The sequence below is a fragment of the Acidaminococcus intestini DSM 21505 genome (assembly GCF_000425045.1).
Classification (GTDB): domain Bacteria; phylum Bacillota; class Negativicutes; order Acidaminococcales; family Acidaminococcaceae; genus Acidaminococcus; species Acidaminococcus intestini.
This window is the reverse complement of record NZ_AULA01000038.1, coordinates 1-20,058: the sequence shown is the minus strand read 5'-3', so window position 1 is coordinate 20,058 and position 20,058 is coordinate 1. Positions and strand designations below refer to the sequence as shown.

Sequence of the window (20,058 nt, the reverse complement as noted above, 5' to 3'; positions counted from 1 at the left end):
TAATGGGCTACAACTTAGATGCTTTTAAAGGGATTTTAAGATCTTTTAAAGATTGGGAGGCTGCAATTATTCAAGCAATTATCCAGCCATACTCCAATGGATTCACAGAAGGCTGTAACAACCTGATTAAGACGGTTAAGAGAGTTGCATTTGGAATGCGTGATTTCAACAGATTTAGGAACCGGATTCTCTATGTGAATTGGCAAAAAAGGAACTCGGCAAATGCCTTGCCGAGTTCCTAAAAGGCGATTTAGTTGTGGGGCACCCCAACATTTGACAAAGAACCCGAAAAAAGGGCTGCCCGCAGGCAGCCCTTTTTTCTTTTTTACGAACCTTTATTTGAACAAGTTCGTAAAGACCATGATGACACTGGAGTTGATAAAGTCGATAAACAAGGCACCAACCAGCGGTACACAGAAGAATGCACGCGTGGAAGGACCGTGGACGGCCGTAACCGCACTCATGTTAGCCATTGCGTTTGGCGTTGCGCCCATCCCGAAGCCGCAGACAGCGGAAACTTCGACGGCAGCATCGTAATCGCGGCCCATGGCGTTGAATACGACAAAGTAGGTGAACAGGGCCATGAGGATAACCTGAGCCACAGCGATGACAGAGAGCGCACCGGCGATATCGAAAAGTTCCCAGATACGCAGGCTCATCAGGGCCATGGACAGGAAGATGTTGAGGCCAACATCACCCATGGTTTGGATTTCAGGAATTGGCACGTCAAGGCTGGAGGAATGGTCAGCCGTATTGCGAAGAACAGCCGCTACCAGCATGGAGCTGATATAGAACGGGAACACAAGGCCAATGCCTTTAAAGAAGGCAGCGACATAGGTACCAACACCCATGCAGAGCAGGATTTCGCCCGTAGCCAGCATGAATTTTTCCGGAACCATGGGAACAACGGCAGCCGATTCCACATCAGAAGCCTGATCGGCAGCCGATACATTCGTTTCGTTGCTGTGCAGGTTATACTTGGAAATCAGGCGATGGGCAATCGGGCCGCCCATGAGGGAGCCGGAAATCAGGCCGAAGGTTGCCATGGCGATAGCAACGGCACTGGCGCGTTCAACGCCCATGTTTTCAAAGAAAGGACCAAAAGCAGCACTCGTGCCATGGCCGCCGACAAGCGGTACGGAACCGGCACAGAGACCAAGGAGCGGATGCAGGCCCACAACTTTGGCAAGGCCGACACCAATGACGTCCTGCAGGGTAACAAGGATAGCGCAGACAATCGTGAGGATCAGAACGTCGCGGCCGCCTTTTTTAAGAAGAGCAAAGGATGCCGTAAAACCAATGCTCGTAAAGAACATGTTCATAAAGAAGCTCTGCTGTACCGTATCAAGTTTGATGGCACCGACGCCGCTCTGATGAAGGGCGAGGTTCAAAAGAGCAAAGAGGATACCGCCAATAACCGGGTTCGGGATGCAGTACGTACGCAGGAACTTAATGCGGGCTTTCAGGAACTTGCCCAGATAATACAGTAAAATGCCGACTGCCATTGTTTGATAAGAATTCAAAGCTAATGTCATCGTAATACTTCCTCCTCAAGTTCAATCTCTTCCTACTAATGCAATGATAATTTCCTCAAGACGTGACCACTTCCATCCTTTGTCCCCGCCTCCACTGCGGGAAGTGATGGCCAGCACCGCCAGATCCACCAAGGCTTTTTGTAAGGATTCATGGGAATAATTTCGTGCATGCTGCATGGCAAGCTTGGCGATGTAGGGATTCTTTTTCAGGGTTTGGGCAATCTCGTCCTGTCGAGCACCTTTTGCCATCATGGCTTTGACTTGGGTCAATAGACGCAGGGAAGACGTAACGACATAAAGGGCCAAAACAAATTTGGCGTCGTTCTTCCGTTCTGCTGCAATCAGTTCAAGGGCTAAGGTCAGGTTCCTCTCTTCGATGGCCCGGCCTAGGGCGAAGTTCGATACTTGGGGCAACTGGGAAAACATCTGCCGTACATCATCAGCGGTCCAGATCTTGCGGTTCCCGGCAAAAAGGGCAATCTTCTCGATTTCCCGCTCCAAAAAAAGGAGGGGGACTTCATTTGCCGCAGCTACATAATCTTCAATCAAGGCTTTGGCCCCTTGGTCAAAGCGGGCGCCGTAGCGCTCAGCCTGTTCCTGCAAAAAAGGCATGAGGGCTTTGGTCTGATACCATTTGATGGGCTGACACTCAACCAAGGGGGCAATCGCTCCGAGCTTTTTTGCCGCGCTCGTCCGCTTATCGATGGCGCTTAGCTGGACGAGGACGTAAGTCGTAGCAGGAATGTCACTGACAAGTTCAAGGAAGGCCTCCAGAGGACTTTCCTTTTTTTTGCTTTTTCCCTTGGTCTGCGGATCACTTGTTGCGTCTTTGGTTTTTGCAAGAACAAACGGATCACTGACAATGACCCAGTTGAGCCCCCCAAAAAAGGACTGGGAATAAATCGCTTCCCGCAGATCGACAAGATTGAATCGATCCTCGAAAGTCCAGGTGTTTAGTTCCTCTCCTTTATGGTCGAAGGCAATCCGTTTTTTCAGGGTTTCCTTGATGGCCTTTTGGTAGTATTCCTCATTTCCGATGGCTACCACAAGATGGGGACAGGATCCGCCCTTTTTCCTGAGGTTCGCTAGGAACTGGTCCGCTGTCACGTTCAACCTTGATCACTCCTAGAAACAGTTTCGCTGACAGCGATAACTATACCACTTCGGTCCAGTCTCGTCAAAAACAACCTTGATGGCGCCCCCTTCGTCCGTTCTTGCTACGGGAATCCCTAAATATTCCAGGCGTTCAAGGACCTCGTCATGGGGATGGCCAAACCGGTTGTTCCGGCCAACGGAAATGACGGCAACCTTAGGCGATACCGCTTTGAGGAAAGCCATTTCCGAAGAAGTTGAAGAACCGTGATGGGAAACCTTCAGCACATCGCTCCGGATTGGGGCTGCCGCTGCGGCAAGTTCAATTTCACTTGTCGCATCCCCGGTCAGGAGCACTTTGCTTTTTCCGCACGCAACAAGCACCACTGCAGAGCTCTCGTTTGCATTGCCTCCTTTCTCTGCCATTTTCGGTGCGTCTACAATATTAATTATATGCGATTTAAAACGGATGTGAATTGTTTTTTGCATTTTGTATACAATTTTGTGATTTGTTTTTTTCATGGTATATATTAATTTTTCTACATCATTACTGTCTTTTTCCTGTGGAAGGAGCAGCCGTTTCACAGGCAGCCAGCGTGCGATTCCAGCGGCTCCGCCGGCATGGTCATGATGGCCGTGACTGATAATCATCGTATCGATCTGGGTTACGCCAAGGGCCCGAAGCGCAGGTACGACAACCCGTTCCCCTACCTCATAGTGTCCGTTTAATCCCCCTGTATCGATAAGAACGTTCTTCCTGTCCGGCATAACAAGAAGGCAACAGTCGCCCTGCCCTACATCAAGGAAATACGCTGTAAAAGGTACTTTTTGAAAGCGAGGATAGAAAAACAGGGCAGCAAGGCAGAAAGCGGACGCAAGAGCCGCCTTTTTCCGGTACCGAGCAAGACGGGATCCCTGTGGAAAATCGCCAAGGAGCAGGCTGAGCAAAAGACCATAGCAAAAAAGCGCCCCAAAGCCCAAGGGCCCCGTTGTAACCATGAAGGGCCGGCTTTCTGAAAGCAGACGGCCCAGTTCAAGAGATAGACTGACGAGACTGCCTGCCATAACAAAAAGGACCCGTCCCAAAAAGGGCAGGACAAGACCCCCAAAAACGGCACTGACGGCAAGAACGAGGGAAAGGCTCAAAAGCGGCACAAGAAGCAGATTGGCTGGAAGGGATAGGAGGCTCACGGCGTGGAAATGATGGACAAGCAAAGGAAGGGAAAAAATATGGGCCGCGAGGGGAACAGAAAGGGCCGTCCCAAGGCCCTGCCCTAAAAAAGATGCAAGCCCCCGTTCCACCCTCTCCTTTAAGAGCATCAGTCCGGCCGCTGCCGCAAAAGAGAGGGCAAAGCCAATATCCCAGATCCAAAAGGGATGGATGCCCAGCAGCAAAAGGGCCGAAAAGCCAAGAAAAGACGGTCCGCTTGCCCGGCGCCCCAACAGCTCCCCCAGCAAGACGCCGCTGCCAAGGAGCACTGCTCGGCAGACAGATGCCCGAAGCCCGCAAAGGATGGCGTAGCAGAACAGAAAAAAGAGGCCCCCCAGCGGTTTGACAGGGCGCGGCAGCGGGAGATACTCCGCCGCCAGGACATAGAGACCAAGGAGAAGTGCCACATGGCTTCCAGATACAGAAAGAAGATGGGACAATCCGCAGGCCGTAAAGATCTGGAGTGACGAGGCGTCCATCCCTTCACTGCCGCCGAGGAGCATGCCCCCTAGGAGGGCGGCCTCGCGCGGAGGAAGGGCCTCCGAAAGCCGTTTTCTTACGGTGCTGCCCCACTCGGCTATCCGGTCCAGGGCATCTTTTTCTCCCCCTTCATAGTGCAGACAACCATTTTGGGTCCTGATCCTTCCCGGAATCTTTCGGGCAGCACTGCGCTTTGTTTCATCCACCATACCAGGATTATAGAACGTTTCTATCGGTTCCAGGCAGCCTTCTGCCGTATAGGTCCCCCATGAAGGTCCAGGAAGGGTCCCCAAATGAAGAACAGGGATGCGCATGCCTTCATAAAGAAGCGTAAAAGAAACAGATCGATCCCGGACGCGCAGAGAGCCTGGCTCGAGCCGCCCCGTAAGCCTTACAGGGTTCCCCAAAAAAGGAGCCATACGGCTTGCCGCGCTCTGCCGTTCCCGCCCGGAAAGGGCCCCGATAAAGAAGGCGGGCAATAAAAAAAAGATCAGGATGCCCCCTTTTTTCCTTTCCTTCCAGAAAAGAGCTGCAAATAGGCTCCCCAATAGCAGGCCTAAAACAAGCCATCTGGAAGGCCGGGCTGAAAGCCCCCACAGTGTGCCCAGACTAAAGCCCAGTCCGGCCCAGGAAAGGGGCGTCATGGGATGACCTCCACAAGCTCCCGGAACCGGGAAAGGTTTTTAGGCCCTATGCCCTTGACGCGCAGCAGCTCATCCACGGATTGAAAAGGGGCCTTGTTCCTTTCTGAAATGATGCGCTGTGCCATACCGGGGCCAATCCCGGGGAGATGTTCCAGTTCTTCCTGGGACGCATCATTGAGATTGATTCTTAGGAACCCAGCGGCGCCTTTATCTTTCCTTTTCTCTTTTTCCCGAGCAGGCAAGTCGCCCGCAGAAGGCGGCGCTTTTCCCGCTGCAGGGCGCCGATTCTTACGCAGCGGCACGTTCACTTGACAGCCATCCTTGATTTTTTTCGCTAGGTTGACCCGCGTTTCATCAGCCTCATCCGTCATGCCGCCTGCCTTGCGGATGGCATCGGCATAGCGCAGGCCCGGTGCAAGGTCATAAAGACCTGGGTACATGACGGCACCGCTGACATAGACACGAAGACTGGGAAGCGCCTTCTGCTCCCGCTGCTTTGTCATGACTGCCTCAGGATCCAGCGGGGCCTTATTTTGCCGCGGCGTTTCTTCCCAATAAAGGGTGGTTCCCACAATAAGAACCATGAGGACAAAGATGACAGCTGCTTTTCTGCGGTTCCATAGATTCATGATGCGACCTCCTTTTCAAAAAAAAAAAAGCAGGCCATCTCCCCGCGAAGGGGTGATAACCTGCTTTTGAACGATTGCAATCGTCTAAAAGGGAATCCTTATTTCAGTAAAACGTCTTACGGTTTTACCACAATGTTGACCAGACGGCCCGGAACGGCAATGACGCGGACAACCTTGCCGCTGCCGATGGCCTCCTTGACAGCCTTGCTTTCCAAGGCGACCTTGCCCAAGGCCTCCTTATCCATTTCCGGATCGACCATGATGCGGTCCTTCGGCTTTCCGTTGACTTCAACAAGGACCTCTACTTCATCGACCTTGATGGCTTCTTCATCGTACTTCGGCCAAGCCTGTTTATGGATGCTTTCCGAATCATCGATAGTGCCGTGCCAGAGTTCTTCCGTAATATGGGGAACGAAGGGCGCCATCACAAGGAGCAGATCCGTAATGACTTCCCAGATGAGGCCCGGATGTACTTTCTTGGCCTTATCCTTATAGGCATAAAGAGCATTGACCAGTTCCATCATGGTACTGATGGCCGTATTGAAGTTGAAGCGGCTGTCCAGGTCCTCTGTGATCTTTTTCAGGCTCACATGGAGGATATGGCGCATTTCCCGGCCTGCTTCATCCAGTTCCTTCACATCATAGGTCTTGACCTTCTTTTGGAGTTCATCCTGGAAGTGGTAGACAATACGCCATACACGGTTCAGGAAACGGAAGGATCCTTCGACACCTTGGTCGCTCCATTCCAGTTCCCGTTCCACAGGGGCGGCAAACATAATGAATAGCCGGGCCGTATCGGCGCCGTACTTGCCAATGATTTCTTCCGGGGAAACGACATTGCCCAGGGACTTGCTCATCTTAGCCCCGTCCTTGATGACCATCCCTTGGGTCAGGAGGTTCGTGAAAGGTTCGTCAACCTTGACAAGACCGGCATCACGCAGGACCTTCACAAAGAAACGGGAATAAAGCAGATGGAGGATGGCATGTTCAATGCCGCCGATATATTGGTCCACGCTCATCCAATGATCGACCGCTTCATGGCTGAAGGGTGCCTGATCGTTATGGGGATCGGTGTAACGCAAATAGTACCAGCTCGAGCAGACGAAGGTATCCATCGTATCCAATTCACGCGTTGCAGGGCCGCCGCATTTCGGGCAGGTGCAGTGCACGAAGGATTCGCTCGTAGCAAGAGGGCTCTTGGCGCCGGCCGCAAACTTGACATCTGTCGGCAGTTTTACAGGCAGATCCTTTTCCGGGACGAGGACTTCGCCGCATTGCGGGCAATTGATGACCGGAATGGGTGCGCCCCAATAGCGCTGACGGCTGATCAGCCAGTCGCGGAGGCGGTAATTGACGCGCCGTTTGCCCAGGCCCTTTTCTTCCATGTAGTCCATGATGGCTCCCATGGCTTTATGCATTTCCATACCCGTGAAGGGACCGGAATTAACGAGGACACCGTCCTTTTCCGTATAGGCGTCGTCCATTTCCTCAAGCTTCAGTTCATGATCCTTTGGCTGGAGGGTAAGGATCTTCTTGATACCGTATTTTGAAGCAAACATCCAGTCACGATGGTCTCCGCTCGGTACACCCATGACGGCGCCCGTACCGTAGTCAAAAAGGACATAATTCGTAATCCAGATCTCTACCTTATGTCCCGTCAAGGGATGGACACAGTCATAGCCCGTATACATGCCCAGTTTTTCTGAGTCAGCACTGGTCCGCTCAATATCCGACGTATTGCGAACCTTGTCACAGAAGGCTTCAAGTTCAGCCCGTTTAGGGTTGTTTTCAAGGATCTTGGCAACAAGGGGATGCTCCGGCGGAATGACGACGAAGGTGACGCCGTAGATTGTATCCGGACGGGTTGTATAGACGGGGAGCTTGGTCCCAAGGTCCGGGCAGTCAAAGCTGAATTCCAGTCCTTCGCTGCGGCCAATCCAGTTGCGCTGCATGGTCTTGACCGGTTCAGGCCAGCCCTTCAAAAGGTCAAGGTCCTTCAAGAGTTCATCGGCATAATCAGTGATCTTAAAGAACCACTGGGACAGGTCCTTTTTGACGACCGGTGTATCACAGCGCCAGCATTTTCCGTCAATGACCTGTTCGTTGGCAAGGACGGTGTTGCATTTTTCGCACCAGTTGACCGGGGCCGTTTTCTTAACGGCCAGGCCGCGCTTATACATGAGTTCAAAGAACCACTGGGTCCACTTATAGTAATCTTCCATACAGGTCTTGACTTCGCGGTCCCAATCATAGGAAAGGCCCATGCGTTTTTGCTGGTCTTCCATGTTGGCAATGTTTTCAAGGGTCCATTTGGCCGGCGGAATGTTATGTTTGATGGCGGCATTTTCCGCGGGCATGCCAAAGGAGTCAAAGCCCATGGGATGAAGGACGTTGTAGCCCCGCATGGTACGGAAACGAGCAACGACATCACCAATGGAATAGTTCCGTACGTGCCCCATATGAAGGTTGCCCGAAGGATACGGGAACATTTCAAGGACGTAATATTTGGGGCGGGGATCATCATTACTGACCTTGTAGGTATGATGATCTTCCCAATACTTTTGCCATTTGGCTTCCGCCTTATGGGGTTCATACTTTTCACTGATCATGGCTTGGCCTCCCTATTTTGGAAACATAAGTGAAATCCCTTGCAATACGGCATTCGATTCTGTAACATAATGGTATTGAAGGAAGTGAACGTACCCCCACCGGATAGAGGCGGGAGCTTCCTGCTTCAACGAGAACAGCACCGCTGACGCAAAAAAGCCGCGATGACTTACACACTCTCCACAAGCGTAGATTTCCGTGCGACCCACGGTATTTCCGCAGTGAAAAATTATTTTCCAAGGGCATTGAAGCCTTGGGAAACCTGCAATTCATCTCACCGCCTACGGCGTTGGTGGGACTTCTTGCAGAATAGGTTACCATTCACTACAATAGATTCATTATATAGTTGACGCCTCATAAAGTCAACGTAGGAAGGAGCACCATTCATGGCCTTTTATGCAATTGGGGACCTGCATCTATCCGGGGCTCCCCCGACAAAACCCATGGACGTCTTCGGCCCTCAGTGGAAAGACCATCGGGAAAAGATCATCCAGCACTGGAAAGAAACCATTGGCACTGACGATACGATTATTCTTTGCGGTGACACGTCGTGGTCCATGGACCTGTCCGATGCCATCGAAAAAGATTTTTCCATGCTTTCCGCACTTCCAGGAAAGAAGATCATCCTCAAAGGAAACCACGATTATTGGTGGTCCAGCATGCGCAAGCTGGAACAAGCCTTTAAGGGCCGTTTCCAGTTTCTTCATAATAGCTGCGTTGTGGAAAAGGATACGGCCATCTGCGGCACCAGGGGATGGAACCTTCCCTCCATGCCGGAATTTACGGACCACGATGACCTCCTATATAAACGCGAGGTCCAGCGCCTCGAGCACTCCCTCAAAGAAGCCAAGTCGTCCGGCGCCAAACGGATCATTGCGGCCCTCCACTACCCTCCCCTCTACGAACCGGAAGAAGTGACAGGCTTTACCGAGCTCTGCCGGGACTACGAAGTCACAACCTGTATCTACGGCCACGTCCACGGTGACGCTGCCCATTTCCTGAACCTCTTCCAAGGCGTCCGGGATGGCACGCGGTACCGCCTCGTCGCGTCCGATTACATTGATTTTTGTCCGGTCAAGATCCTTGACTGACCGGAGAAAGGATTTCCTGTGCATCAATATCTCTTTTTTATCGGCAATTTTCCCATCCGTATGTATGGCCTCATGCTCTGCACGGCCATCTTCATGGCAACGGGAACGGCTTATTTCCTTGCTTATAAGGACGGACGGGGCTGGGAAAAGTACCTGCCCGACATCGGAATCTACGGCGGTTTTGCCGGCATCATCGGAGCCCGCCTTTGGGACGTGTTCTTTTTTGACTGGGCCTATTACAGCGACCACCTGTCAGAGATTTTCTTTGTCTGGCAGGGCGGCATGGCCATCCAAGGCGGCATCGTTGGCGGGATTCTTGCCGGCGCCCTCTACTGCAGGGCCCATAAGATCAATTGGATTGATATGCTGGACGTGATTTCCCCGGCCCTATTCATCGGCCAGTCCATCGGCCGCATGGCAAACCTCTTAAATGGCGATGCCTTCGGTGCGCCCACTGGCGGTGATTTCGGTATCCTCTATCCCGTCGGGACCCTGGCCCGCAGCACCTATGGAAACGCGCCCCTATGGCCGGCAGAAGTCTGGGAAGGACAGATTGATGTCATCCTTTTTGCGCTGCTCATCATATTCCAGTCCCGGCCTTACAAACGCGGCCAGTGCTGCTTTCTTTACGTCATGCTCTACTCGGCGCTGCGCTTTTTCCTTGAATTCCTCCGCGGCGATTATGTGGAGCCCTTCCTTTTTGGCCTCAAATCAGCCCAGGCAACAAGCTTGATTTTCTTTTTTATCGCCCTCATCGGCTTTATTGGGAGCGGCCTCAGGAAGACGCAGGCCTAGAACAAGACAGACAAAAAACTGCCCTTGTAGGGCAGTTTTTTATTTTCCATTTTTTCTTATGCGTCCTGCCGCTCCGCAAGGGCTGCTTTTCCAAGGCGCCACAAAGGCAGGGCATACAGATAAAAAGCAAAGAGCATACTTGAAATGGGCGCGCCAATAAACGTCAAAGGTACAGCGCCGGCAATGCACCAAGGCACAAGGGCGCTCATGACAACAGCCGTATCTTCAATGGCAAGGGCAAGCTCCTTGCCGTCGGGCATGATCTTGCGGGAAAGGTCACGCGTCATGATGATGGCAAGGGTCTGGTTCGACCCAATGAGGGAACTGATCGTCGCCGCGCCAAAGACGCCGGCAAACGGAAAGAAGCGCTTTGTCAGAGCAAGGAGGACCGATTCAATATTGCGAAGCAGGCCCGTCTTATTAAAAATACCGGAATAGCAGGACCCAATCATGACGATGCCCGTCGTACCAGCCATGGAAAGAAGGCCCCCGCCACGGAGCATGGCATTGAGCTGAGGGTCCGGGGAGGTAAAGCCAAAGAACATGACATGAAGGATAGCGGGAAGGGAAAGGCCCTGATAGAGATACGCGCAGAGGAAACTTAGGACAACACTCACAAAAAGGGTCTTTTTCACAGCCACGCGGAAAAAAGCCAAAACAAGGATGCTGGCCGCCGGGATGAGCATGGCATAGGATACGTCAAAATGGGATGCAAAAAGGTGCTTCACGGCGCTTACCGTCTCCGCCGTGCCTTCTCCCCCACCCATGAGGCCATAGAACACAAGGGAAAGGAGAAAGGGGACCAAGGCACTTTTCATCATGCGCTGGATATTGTCATAAAGGTTCGTTCCCGTCAGGTCTGCCGTAAGGAGCGCGCTTGTCGACACGGGAGAGCAGCGGTCCCCAAAGTAGATTCCCGACAGGACGGCCCCGCCAACGAGCGCCTTGGAGGCCCCCAGGGTTGATGCAATGGTCATGGAAATGAGCCCCATCGTTGCCGCTGTCCCAAAGCTCGTTCCCATCAAAAAAGACAGGAGGCAGTTAAGGACAAAGGTAAGGAGTACGATCAGTGCGGGATCGATGACGCCGGACGCATAGTAGACAATGGTCGGGATGGTTCCGCCAGCCCGCCAAAGCCCCGTCAAAAAGCCAATGATGACAAACGTCATGAGGATATTGCGGATGGTCTTCACACCAGCGGCCCACATGCCCACGATTTCCTTTAGGGAAAAACCCTGGTAGCGGGCATAGCCGCTAAAGATCAGGAGCCCTGCAAAAAGAGCGGCTAAAATGGGAACCCCTGTAAAGACACTGCCTAAAAGAAGCAGGGAAAAAAACAATAAAATGACATTTTCAAGCATGGCTGGGGACGCCTCCTAAAATAAATCCGCAAAATGGGCATAATGGAGGATTTCCCCTCTTTCGCCAAGGACCCTGACCGCTTGAGGGTCAAGAAGGGCAAACCCCTTGACCTCCTCTTTTTGGACCGTGACCGCCGATTCCGTAAAGGGAAGGCGCACTTCATAAATGTCGACAAAGTAGTTGTTCTGTTCTTTTGGGGAATCATTGCGATATGTATGGATAAGACGGACCGCCGCTTTATCCGGCACAAGGCCCGTTTCTTCCCGCGTTTCCCGAAGGACCGCTTCAAGAGACGTTTCGCCTGCCTTGACACCGCCGCCGGGGATCTCCCATTTTCCAGGTGCCCACTGCTTATCGAGCTGACGCTGGGTAAGCAGGATGCGTCCCGTTTCATTGATAATAAGGGCAAGGACCGTCAAGTGATAATCGCCCGGTTTCATATGCCAATCATTGCGCGCCATGGTGCGGCCTGTGCGTTCTTTTTTCTCGTCATAGATATCCCAATATTCCATGCTAGTCCTTCTCCTTTTCGCAAAGTGCGTCGAAACGCTGCAGCACGGTTTTCATTTCCTCCGTAAAATATTCTTCCGCTATTTTATAGATAGAGGCAGGAATGCCAAAATAAGGTTCTGCAAGGCTTCCGCTGATGGCGGCAAGGGTATCTGTATCACCGCCGAGACTGACAGCGCGCCTTAGCGCATCCTCAAAACTGTCCGATGCCAAAAAGGCCGTCAGGGCCTGGGGTACGGATCCGTCGCAAGTTGCCTCCCCTTCGTAATGGCTTCTAAGCTCGTCAAAAGGTTCCGAAAGGTCATAAAAGCGCCCCAGATAAGTACGGATCACGTCCTTCCTGGCTCCCGAGCGAGCAAGGAAGATGGCTCCCGCAACAGCTTGGGCCGCCTTTTCCGCACTTTTTTCATTATGGCTCACACGGCAGGAAATAAGAGCCAGTTCCTCGGCTTCCGCCAAGGTGTAGGCAAACCAGCCAGCCGGAGAAACGCGCATGGCCGCTCCATTCCCGCAGCTGCCATAAGGCCCCATGGTCTCATCCATGAGCCACGCCTTGAATTTCTGTCCATAGCCGGCATCCGGATAGGTGCGCCCCAACCTACGCATCCGTTCGCAAAGAAGGGGGCCCAATACGCTTTCTGTTTCAGGAAGGTCGGTTTCCCGCATCGTCAGGAAGGCTTCTGCCACGGCGGCCGTCATCAGGGAGTCATCCGTCACGCGGCACCCTTCGGCAAACAAGTCGAATTCCTTTTCCCGAAATCCGGTCCACTCAAAACGGGACCCTACAATATCACCAATAAAGGCACCCTTCACAGCCTATCCCTCCCTTTTGGCAGCAGTTATACCCCATACTCCAAGACAACAGGACAGTGATCACTGCCCATGATTTCGTTCATGATGGTTACATCCCGGATCTTGTCACGACCGGCTTCTGAAACAAGGAAATAATCAATGCGCCACCCCGCATTCCGTTCGCGGGCCTTGAACATATACGACCACCAGGTATAGGCCCCTTCCCGATCAGGATAGAGCATACGGAAGGAGTCAACAAAGCCCCGGGCAAGGAACGCATCGAGCTTTTGCCTCTCCTCGTCAGAAAAACCGGCATTGTGATGGTTGGAATCGGGGTTCTTGAGATCAATGGGTTCGTGGGCCACATTCATGTCCCCGCAGACAATGGTGGTTTTCTTCTTGGAAAGGTCCTCACAGTACGCCTGGAACGCGTCTTCCCAAGCCATGCGATAGCTTAGGCGAGCCAGCTCGCGCTGCGAATTGGGCGTATAGACATTGACAAGGTAAAAATCATCATATTCCGCCGTAATGACGCGGCCTTCCTGGTCATGTTCCTCGATGCCCAGACCATAGGTCACGGAAAGGGGCTTGATCCGGGAAAAGATGGCCGTTCCGGAGTAGCCTTTTTTAACGGCACTGTTCCAATATTCATAATAGCCGGGAAAGTCAAAGCTGGCCTGTTCCCGCTGCATCTTCGTTTCCTGGATAGAGATGATATCGGCGTCCAGTTTTTCCATGGACTCCTTAAAGCCCTTATTCATGCAGGCCCGAAGGCCGTTGACATTCCAGGTGACAAGTTTCATGAGATTCCTCCATTCACTCATAAGGAAGGAAAGATCCAGTAAAGGGCCCCTAGGGCAAAAAGCCAAAGGAGAAGATAAATGGGATCTCCCGCCATCCAGATAAAGGATACATAGAAAAGGCCAAGGATAAGGCCTATAGAAGCAAAATAAAAGAGAAACAGCAGGCGGCGTTTCCTATGAACGGCTTCTTTCATTTCCCAAAGGGCCCGAAACAAGCCATAGCCGCCCATAAGAAGGGCCGCCTCAAAAGCACCGCTATCCGCGTCAAGCTGGTTAAGGAAAAGGGCCGTTCCCAAAAAAAAGGGAAAAAGGACAGAAGGCCCCCGCTGGATCAAGTCCCTTCTTTCAAAAAAAAGAAGATGGACGCCCCACAGGATATAAAAAAGAACCCAAAAAACGGCATGAGGAAGGGCCAAAGGATAGCTGTGAGGAGAGACAAAAAGTGCCGTAAGGAGCATGACAAGGACCCTTTCAAGGATTGCGGGAGCGCCTTGCCTTTTTTCCAGGGCTAACTGGTAAGCGTCGAGGGCACCAAGAAGGAGACTGCCCCAAAGCACCCAAGGTTCTTCGAGAAAAAAGAGCAGCAGGGCAGCGGCCGCCAGAAAGGCCGCGCCCTTTTTGCGGCTGTGCGCCCAGCCCCTATGAAGTCCACAGATCCACCGGTTCATAGGGCCCCCTTGCCAAGCTGCGTCAGAAATTGAAGGCTCTTTAGCGGCCGGTCCGTTTGGAATGTCAGGAACCGATAGAGGATCTTTTCCACTTCCATCAATTCCTTTCCCCGCACCGTAAACGGTTCGGGGACCTTAAAATCAAGGGTCAGGAGATGCTGCACAAGCGCCTTGGCCTTTACCGTAAGGGGCAGATCATGGTCCAAGGCACAGTCCCTGCACAGGAAGCCGCCCTGAACAGGACTGAAATAACCGTCTTCTTCCATGGGTTTTCCGCAGGTTGTACAATAGTCAAGAACCGGATCGAAGCCGCAAAGGGCCAGAAGTTTAAAGAGGGTGCTGTCCGTCACGAGCCGTTTATTATGGTTTGGAAAGAGGGTAAAAGCCTGACAAATAAGGAAAAAGGCCTCTTCCAGCGGTTCTTCCTCTTCAAACAGCTGCATCACGGCCTCGGCTATGATGGCACCGTAAGCCATGCCTTCAATATCCATGACATGGGGCAGGTTCATAAACTCACACCCACGCAGGGTTGCCACCTTACGGCCCGGCATGAGGGTCACGCGCAGCTGGGCAAAAGGCTGGACAATCCGACCGCTCGTACTCTTGGGATAGGCTGCCCCGTAGGCGATGAAAGGTACTTTCCCATGGTGACGACAAAAGCAGACTGCGTACTTATCCGCAGTCTGCCAATTCCTTACTTCCAATATGACCGCTTCATCCTGAAAGGCTTCACTCGTCATGGACTGTCTCTTCCTTTTTGTCTTTCTTCAGAGGGATGACACGGACCCGAAGGACACGGAATCCGGATGAATCGAGCACTTCAAAACGATTGCCCCGCTCATCGACGGAATCTCCCACAACGGGCTGACGGCCGATGAGGCCAAAGACGTACCCGCCAATGGTATCTTCCTCAGGATCATCAAACTGGATGCCCATCGTCTCCGAGACTTCGTCCAAAAGGACCAAGCCGTCAAACACATAGGACCCATCGGGCATCTTGTTGATTTCCGGCATTTCCGTATCGTGCTCATCTTGGATGTCACCAACGATTTCCTCCAAGAGGTCTTCCATGGTGACAAGGCCCGCTGTTCCGCCATATTCATCGGCAACGGCCACCATCTGGACATGTTTGTGCTGCATGAGCTGAAGGATCTTCACAATGGACATACTTTCAGGCACCACGTCAATTTCCCGCATAATGGACTTAAGATCTGCGTGGGGATCATGTTGGTCAAGGTTCATCAGTTCCCGGATATGGATCATCCCCAGGATATGGTCGCGGTCTTCTTCACAAAGCGGATAACGGGTGTGACCGGAATCATGGACAACCTTCAGGTTTTCTTCCAAGGAATCTTCCACAAACAGGCAGATCATATCCTGCCGGGGAACCATGACCTCCCGGGCAACTCGGTCGGCAAAATCAAAGACATTATCAATCAGGCGGCTTTCTACGGGATCGATTTCCCCGCCTTTTTCGCTGTCACTGACCATCCGCCGAATATCATCTTCTGAGCGGCTCATATCAGGATCATAGGGCTGAATGCCCATGAAGCGATAAAGGCTGCGGCCCACATGCCAAAAAAGATAAGCAAAAGGATATACAATCGGTTTCAATATGCGTCCAAGCGCAGGACCCGCGTCGATAAGTCATCTCTCCTTTTTTCCAAGGACTGTGGTCCTTCGGCAAAGCGCCATCCTCGAACCACAGCACCACTTCAACGAATCACAGTGTGCCATTTTTGGGCACTTTTGGGCTGTCAATGTTAATTTTCATTATACAATAGGTGCCGCGGCATGGTCAATATGCCCTATGATCGGAACTCAGCCCAAGCTGTCGGAGTTCGGTTTCCTTTTCCCGCCATTTGGGACGCACCTTGACCCAGATTTCAAGATAAACCTGACTGCCGACAAGATCTTCGATATCCTTGCGGGCTTCCGCGCTGATCTGTTTCAGCATCTGTCCCTTGCGACCAATGAGAATTCCTTTTTGGGAATCCCGTTCCACATAGATATCGGCCCGCACATAAACCATCCCATTATCACGGGTCTTCATTTCGTTTACCTTGACGGCAACGGCATGGGGCACTTCATCATGGGTGAGGCGCAGGATCTTTTCCCTGATGATTTCGCTTACCATGACCCGTTCCGTCTGATCCGTGTAAAGGTCTTCCGGATAAAAGCTAGGGCCTTCCGGCATGAGGCCTGTCAGTTCCTCGATAAGGGGCGTGAAATCCCTATCTTCCAAGGCAGATAGGGTCATGATGCCGTGGAAGGGATAGGCCTTTTGAAAAGCGTCAATACGCGGCAGAAGGTTTTCTTTCTGGTTGATGAGATCCACCTTGTTAAGGACAAGGATGACCGGGACCTGAACCTTTTTGAGCCGTTCCAGGATATAGGCCTCCCCTTTTCCCCGTTTTTCTGTGGCGTCAACGACATAGAGCACGGCGTCAACGTCCTTTAAGGAATCCTCGGCGGCTTTGACCATATGCTCCCCCAATTTATCCTTAGGTTTGTGGAGGCCTGGCGTATCAAGGAAAATAAGCTGGGCCTTTTCCGTCGATAAAATGCAAAGAATGCGATTGCGCGTCGTTTGAGGACGGTCTGATACGATGGCCGCCTTTTCCCCGATCAGTTTGTCAATGAGGGTCGACTTGCCTGCATTGGGGCGTCCAATAACGGCGATATAACCGGCCCGATGTTCTTGCTGCTGTACTTGCATGATGCTTATTCCTTTTCTTTTAGAGTAAAGCCGTAAGGCAGGAGTTCTTCAAGGCTCACACACTGGCTGAGCCCCTTGAGGTTTGTCAGTTCAATATGGGAAATCCCAAATTCAGCCATGACCTGGCGGCAGGCTCCGCAGGGAGACACAGGTCCTTCCGTATCAGCCGTCACAAGCAGGGTTTCAAAATCGCGTACGCCTTCTTTGACGGCTGCAAAGATAGCATTTCGTTCGGCGCAGACCGTCAGTCCGTAAGATGCATTTTCGATATTGCAGCCCGTAAAAACGCGGCCGTCCTTCGCCCTGACTGCCGCTCCCACGGCAAAGTGGGAATACGGGACATAGGCGTTTTTCCGTGCCGCTTTGGCCGCTTCAAAAAGGATCAGGTCCATCGTCAGCCTCCAAAATTTTCCTCGGCAAGGTCAAGCCTGCGCAGGACTTCTTCCTCCCGTTTGCGCATAATAAGCTTGTCCTTTTCTTCCATGTGATCGTATCCCAGGAGGTGGAGCATCCCATGAACGGCTAAATAGGTCATCTCCCGTTCGAGTCCGTGACCGTATTCCTCACCTTGGCGGACTGCTGTCGGAGCGGAAATGATGACATCACCCAATAGATGTTCAATCTCGTCATCGTCCACTTCCGGTTCCTCTTCCCCTTCGTCAAGGGCAAAGGAAAGCACATCCGTCGGCCGGTCAATGCCGCGGTAAGTGCGGTTGAGTTCATGGATTGCAGCGTCATCGACAAGGGTAATATCCACTTCTGTCTGCGGGGACAGGGCCTCCAGTTCCGCAACGACATTCATGGCTTTGGTCAGGTCCGCTTCCAGCGCTTCAGGAATGGAGACCTTTTCCTGGTTATTTTCGAGTGTGACGATCATAGCCGTCCCTTCCTTTCTTTTTAGCATTATCGTATTTTTTGTACGCCCGGATGATGGCCGCCACGATTTCATGCCGGATGACATCGCCGTCCGTAAAGTGAACAATGCCAATGCCAGGGATTCCCTGGAGAACATAGGCGGCATTGGTGAGCCCGGACTCCTTGCCCGGCGGCAAGTCCACCTGGGAATCATCCCCTGTCACAACAAGCTTGGAGCCAAAGCCAAAACGGGTAAGGGCCATGCGCATCTGCTCAGCCGTCGTATTTTGGGCCTCATCGATGATGATGAAGGCATCGCTCAACGTCCGTCCGCGCATATAGGCAAGGGGCGCCACTTCAATGGTTCCCCGGGTCAAATACTTCTGGAAGGATTCCATGCCGAGCATCTCGTAAAGGGCGTCATAAAGGGGCCGCAGGTATGGATCCACCTTTTCCTGCAGGTCCCCGGGCAAAAAGCCCAGTTTTTCCCCTGCTTCCACAGCCGGCCGCGTGAGGATGATTCGCTCCACTTCGTGGTTCTTAAGGGCCTTGACCGCCATAGCCACGGCAAGGTAGGTCTTGCCCGTTCCCGCCGGTCCTAACGCAATGGTCATTTGATTTTCCCCAATGGTCTTGAGGTACTGCCATTGGCCCAGGGTCTTGGCCTTGACCTGTTTTCCCCGGTAGGTCGTAATGACCGTATCCGTATAAAGCTGATGCAGGGCCTCTTCCTTGCCGTCACGAACCAGCTTCAGCGTGTATGTCACATCATGGGTCGTAATGGGCAGCCCTTGGCGATAGAGATAGAGCAGTTCCGAAAAGGCTCGTTCCATCCGCCTGAGCGCCGCTTCCGTCCCGGTAAGGAGCAGTTCATTGCCCCGGGGGATAATCCGGCACTCCGGATCATCCATCAGTTTCAGGTATTCATCATTTTTCCCCAGGACAGCCACCATTTCCCGATTGTCCTTAAAAATCAGCTTCTTTTCCAGCGTTTCTGGCAACCCGATTTCCTCCTTAGCCTTTTACAATCTTGATTTTCTTGATAACAACGGGCGTCACTGGCCGGTCATTGGCGTCCGTTTTAACCTTACCAATCTTTTGGACTACATCAAGTCCTTTGACGACGCGGCCAAAGACAGCATGATGATCATCCAGCCAGGGCGTCTTCTCCAGGGTAATGAAAAACTGGCTTCCACCTGTATCAGGGCCAGCATTTGCCATGGACAGGATGCCCGGTCCATCGTGACGCAGATTCTTTGAAAATTCATCTTTGATGGTATAGCCCGGTCCGCCCGTTCCATCGCCTTTGGGATCGCCGCCTTGGATCATGAAGCCGTCAATGACGCGGTGGAAAGTGAGTCCATCATAGAAACCAGATTCCGCAAGCTTTACAAAATTGGCACAGGTCTTGGGTGCCCCTTCTACGGCAAGGCGGACCTCAAAATTGCCGAGACTGGTCTCAAATTGGGCTGTGACAGGGCCCTTTAGGGCCGGTGCGTCCGTTCCAGCCGCTTTGCCGCTTTTGCCGCAGGCAGCCGTGAAAAGTGCCGTAATGACGGCAATCAGTAAGAACAGCTTTTTCATGGTCAATCTCCTTTACCAAAAAAAGGACCCGTGGGTCCCACTATGAAAGTCTTCGTCTTCCTTATTATATCTGTTTAAGGCAAAAAAATAAACATCACCGCCCCTTATGTCCAAATCCTTTTCCCCTGGAAAAAATAAAAAAAGAGTTGACAAGACTCTTTCCTTTGGGTATACTAATATTCGTCTCGGAACTATAGCTCAGATGGTTAGAGTACCACGTTGACATCGTGGGGGTCACTGGTTCGAATCCAGTTAGTTCCACCACTTTAAAGATGAAGCCGCTCCTTGGGGGGCGGTTTTTTTTATCTTTTTTCTGAATTTCTTCTTGCTCCGTTCTGTCATACCTGCTATAATAGGTTCTTTGTCAAATTTTGGGGTGCTAAAGTGTCTATGCACTCCTGGAGAGGACATGCACTGAATACAGTGCGTGTCCTTTTTCGTTGCGTGTGTTAATGTACAAGATCCTATTACGAAAGCGCTCAAAATTGCGCAGACCAAATGAGACACGTTTTAACACCTTGATTTTATTGTTGCAGCCTTCAGTAAAGCCGTTGGAGTAAGGATATATAAGGGCGCTCCTAATTTCTTCGTACCAATAGGTAAAGGACTTAACCAGAGAGTTCATTTCCGGTAAATCAGCGCTTTTTACCAGGTCTATCCATGCTGAAAGTGCCCAAGAAAT

The 20,058-nt window shown here is 52.0% G+C and carries 21 protein-coding genes and 1 tRNA gene; 4 read left to right on the top strand and 18 right to left on the bottom strand.

Going from position 1 to position 20,058, the window contains the following annotated elements; genetic code table 11:
- Nucleotides 1-242, top strand: a 242-nt coding sequence (locus H503_RS0109980) for a transposase (protein ID WP_026385506.1), incomplete at its 5' end; no start/stop codon positions are given.
- 93 nt (nucleotides 243-335) lie between these two features.
- Here the strand turns inward: H503_RS0109980 and gltS are convergent.
- From gltS to leuS, 5 genes are all read right to left on the bottom strand, one after another.
- Nucleotides 336-1,535 carry a sodium/glutamate symporter gene (gltS, locus tag H503_RS0109975; RefSeq protein ID WP_009014842.1) on the bottom strand — a complete coding sequence of 400 codons (1,200 nt, stop codon included), beginning with the start codon at nucleotides 1,533-1,535 and terminating at the stop codon, nucleotides 336-338.
- Between the two features lie 21 nt (nucleotides 1,536-1,556).
- A complete protein-coding gene (holA, locus tag H503_RS0109970; RefSeq protein WP_014128191.1) occupies nucleotides 1,557-2,642 on the bottom strand; it encodes a DNA polymerase III subunit delta in 1,086 nt (361 codons plus the stop codon).
- Between the two features lie 18 nt (nucleotides 2,643-2,660).
- Entirely contained in the window at nucleotides 2,661-4,961 is a 2,301-nt protein-coding gene (locus H503_RS0109965; protein WP_009014844.1) for a DNA internalization-related competence protein ComEC/Rec2, read from the bottom strand.
- The gene (locus H503_RS0109960; protein ID WP_009014845.1) at nucleotides 4,958-5,590 is read right to left on the bottom strand and encodes a helix-hairpin-helix domain-containing protein; all 633 of its coding nucleotides are present in this window, start codon (nucleotides 5,588-5,590) and stop codon (nucleotides 4,958-4,960) included. Before H503_RS0109960 ends, H503_RS0109965 begins: the two co-directional genes overlap by 4 nt.
- Nucleotides 5,591-5,706: 116 nt before the next feature.
- Entirely contained in the window at nucleotides 5,707-8,199 is a 2,493-nt protein-coding gene (gene leuS / locus H503_RS0109955; protein ID WP_009014846.1) for a leucine--tRNA ligase, read from the bottom strand.
- Between the two features lie 384 nt (nucleotides 8,200-8,583).
- Between leuS and H503_RS0109950 the strand changes: the two genes are divergently transcribed.
- Both H503_RS0109950 and lgt read left to right on the top strand, forming a co-directional pair.
- Nucleotides 8,584-9,288, top strand: coding sequence for a metallophosphoesterase (locus H503_RS0109950; RefSeq protein WP_009014847.1), 705 nt, complete (start codon nucleotides 8,584-8,586; stop codon nucleotides 9,286-9,288).
- 18 nt (nucleotides 9,289-9,306) lie between these two features.
- A complete protein-coding gene (lgt, locus tag H503_RS0109945) occupies nucleotides 9,307-10,083 on the top strand; it encodes a prolipoprotein diacylglyceryl transferase (protein WP_009014848.1) in 777 nt (258 codons plus the stop codon).
- 56 nt (nucleotides 10,084-10,139) lie between these two features.
- Here lgt and H503_RS0109940 read toward each other — a convergent pair whose 3' ends face one another.
- The 12 genes from H503_RS0109940 to H503_RS0109885 form a co-directional block, all read right to left on the bottom strand.
- Nucleotides 10,140-11,444 (bottom strand): Na+/H+ antiporter NhaC family protein, encoded by a 1,305-nt coding sequence (locus H503_RS0109940; RefSeq protein WP_009014849.1) that lies wholly within the window; start codon nucleotides 11,442-11,444, stop codon nucleotides 10,140-10,142.
- Between the two features lie 15 nt (nucleotides 11,445-11,459).
- Nucleotides 11,460-11,957: an NUDIX hydrolase gene (locus H503_RS0109935; RefSeq protein ID WP_009014850.1), complete on the bottom strand. Its 498-nt coding sequence runs from the start codon at nucleotides 11,955-11,957 to the stop codon at nucleotides 11,460-11,462.
- A gap of 1 nt (nucleotide 11,958) precedes the next feature.
- Nucleotides 11,959-12,768, bottom strand: coding sequence for an ADP-ribosylglycohydrolase family protein (locus H503_RS0109930; protein ID WP_009014851.1), 810 nt, complete (start codon nucleotides 12,766-12,768; stop codon nucleotides 11,959-11,961).
- A 26-nt stretch (nucleotides 12,769-12,794) separates the two neighbouring features.
- The gene (locus tag H503_RS0109925; RefSeq protein ID WP_009014852.1) at nucleotides 12,795-13,550 is read right to left on the bottom strand and encodes an exodeoxyribonuclease III; all 756 of its coding nucleotides are present in this window, start codon (nucleotides 13,548-13,550) and stop codon (nucleotides 12,795-12,797) included.
- 17 nt (nucleotides 13,551-13,567) lie between these two features.
- Nucleotides 13,568-14,218: a hypothetical protein gene (locus H503_RS0109920; protein WP_009014853.1), complete on the bottom strand. Its 651-nt coding sequence runs from the start codon at nucleotides 14,216-14,218 to the stop codon at nucleotides 13,568-13,570.
- Nucleotides 14,215-14,958, bottom strand: a complete 744-nt coding sequence (gene recO, locus H503_RS0109915; protein ID WP_009014854.1) for a DNA repair protein RecO — start codon at nucleotides 14,956-14,958, stop codon at nucleotides 14,215-14,217. The genes H503_RS0109920 and recO overlap by 4 nt, the downstream gene beginning before the upstream one ends.
- A complete protein-coding gene (locus tag H503_RS0109910; protein WP_009014855.1) occupies nucleotides 14,948-15,832 on the bottom strand; it encodes a hemolysin family protein in 885 nt (294 codons plus the stop codon). Before H503_RS0109910 ends, recO begins: the two co-directional genes overlap by 11 nt.
- Before the next feature lie 184 nt (nucleotides 15,833-16,016).
- Nucleotides 16,017-16,937, bottom strand: coding sequence for a GTPase Era (gene era / locus H503_RS0109905; protein WP_009014856.1), 921 nt, complete (start codon nucleotides 16,935-16,937; stop codon nucleotides 16,017-16,019).
- A 5-nt stretch (nucleotides 16,938-16,942) separates the two neighbouring features.
- Complete coding sequence (locus tag H503_RS0109900; RefSeq protein ID WP_009014857.1) at nucleotides 16,943-17,329, bottom strand: cytidine deaminase; 387 nt, start codon at nucleotides 17,327-17,329, stop codon at nucleotides 16,943-16,945.
- Nucleotides 17,330-17,331: 2 nt separating this feature from the next.
- Nucleotides 17,332-17,814, bottom strand: a complete 483-nt coding sequence (gene ybeY / locus H503_RS0109895) for an rRNA maturation RNase YbeY (protein ID WP_009014858.1) — start codon at nucleotides 17,812-17,814, stop codon at nucleotides 17,332-17,334.
- A complete protein-coding gene (locus H503_RS0109890; RefSeq protein WP_009014859.1) occupies nucleotides 17,792-18,793 on the bottom strand; it encodes a PhoH family protein in 1,002 nt (333 codons plus the stop codon). Before H503_RS0109890 ends, ybeY begins: the two co-directional genes overlap by 23 nt.
- 13 nt (nucleotides 18,794-18,806) lie before the next feature.
- Nucleotides 18,807-19,376: a peptidylprolyl isomerase gene (locus H503_RS0109885; RefSeq protein WP_009014860.1), complete on the bottom strand. Its 570-nt coding sequence runs from the start codon at nucleotides 19,374-19,376 to the stop codon at nucleotides 18,807-18,809.
- Between the two features lie 187 nt (nucleotides 19,377-19,563).
- On the opposite strand from H503_RS0109885, the gene H503_RS0109880 reads away from it, so the two are divergent.
- A tRNA-Val gene (locus tag H503_RS0109880) sits at nucleotides 19,564-19,640 on the top strand.
- A gap of 124 nt (nucleotides 19,641-19,764) precedes the next feature.
- Here H503_RS0109880 and H503_RS0109875 read toward each other — a convergent pair.
- The coding region (locus H503_RS0109875; RefSeq protein WP_162141342.1) for a transposase at nucleotides 19,765-20,058 on the bottom strand (294 nt) is incomplete at its 5' end.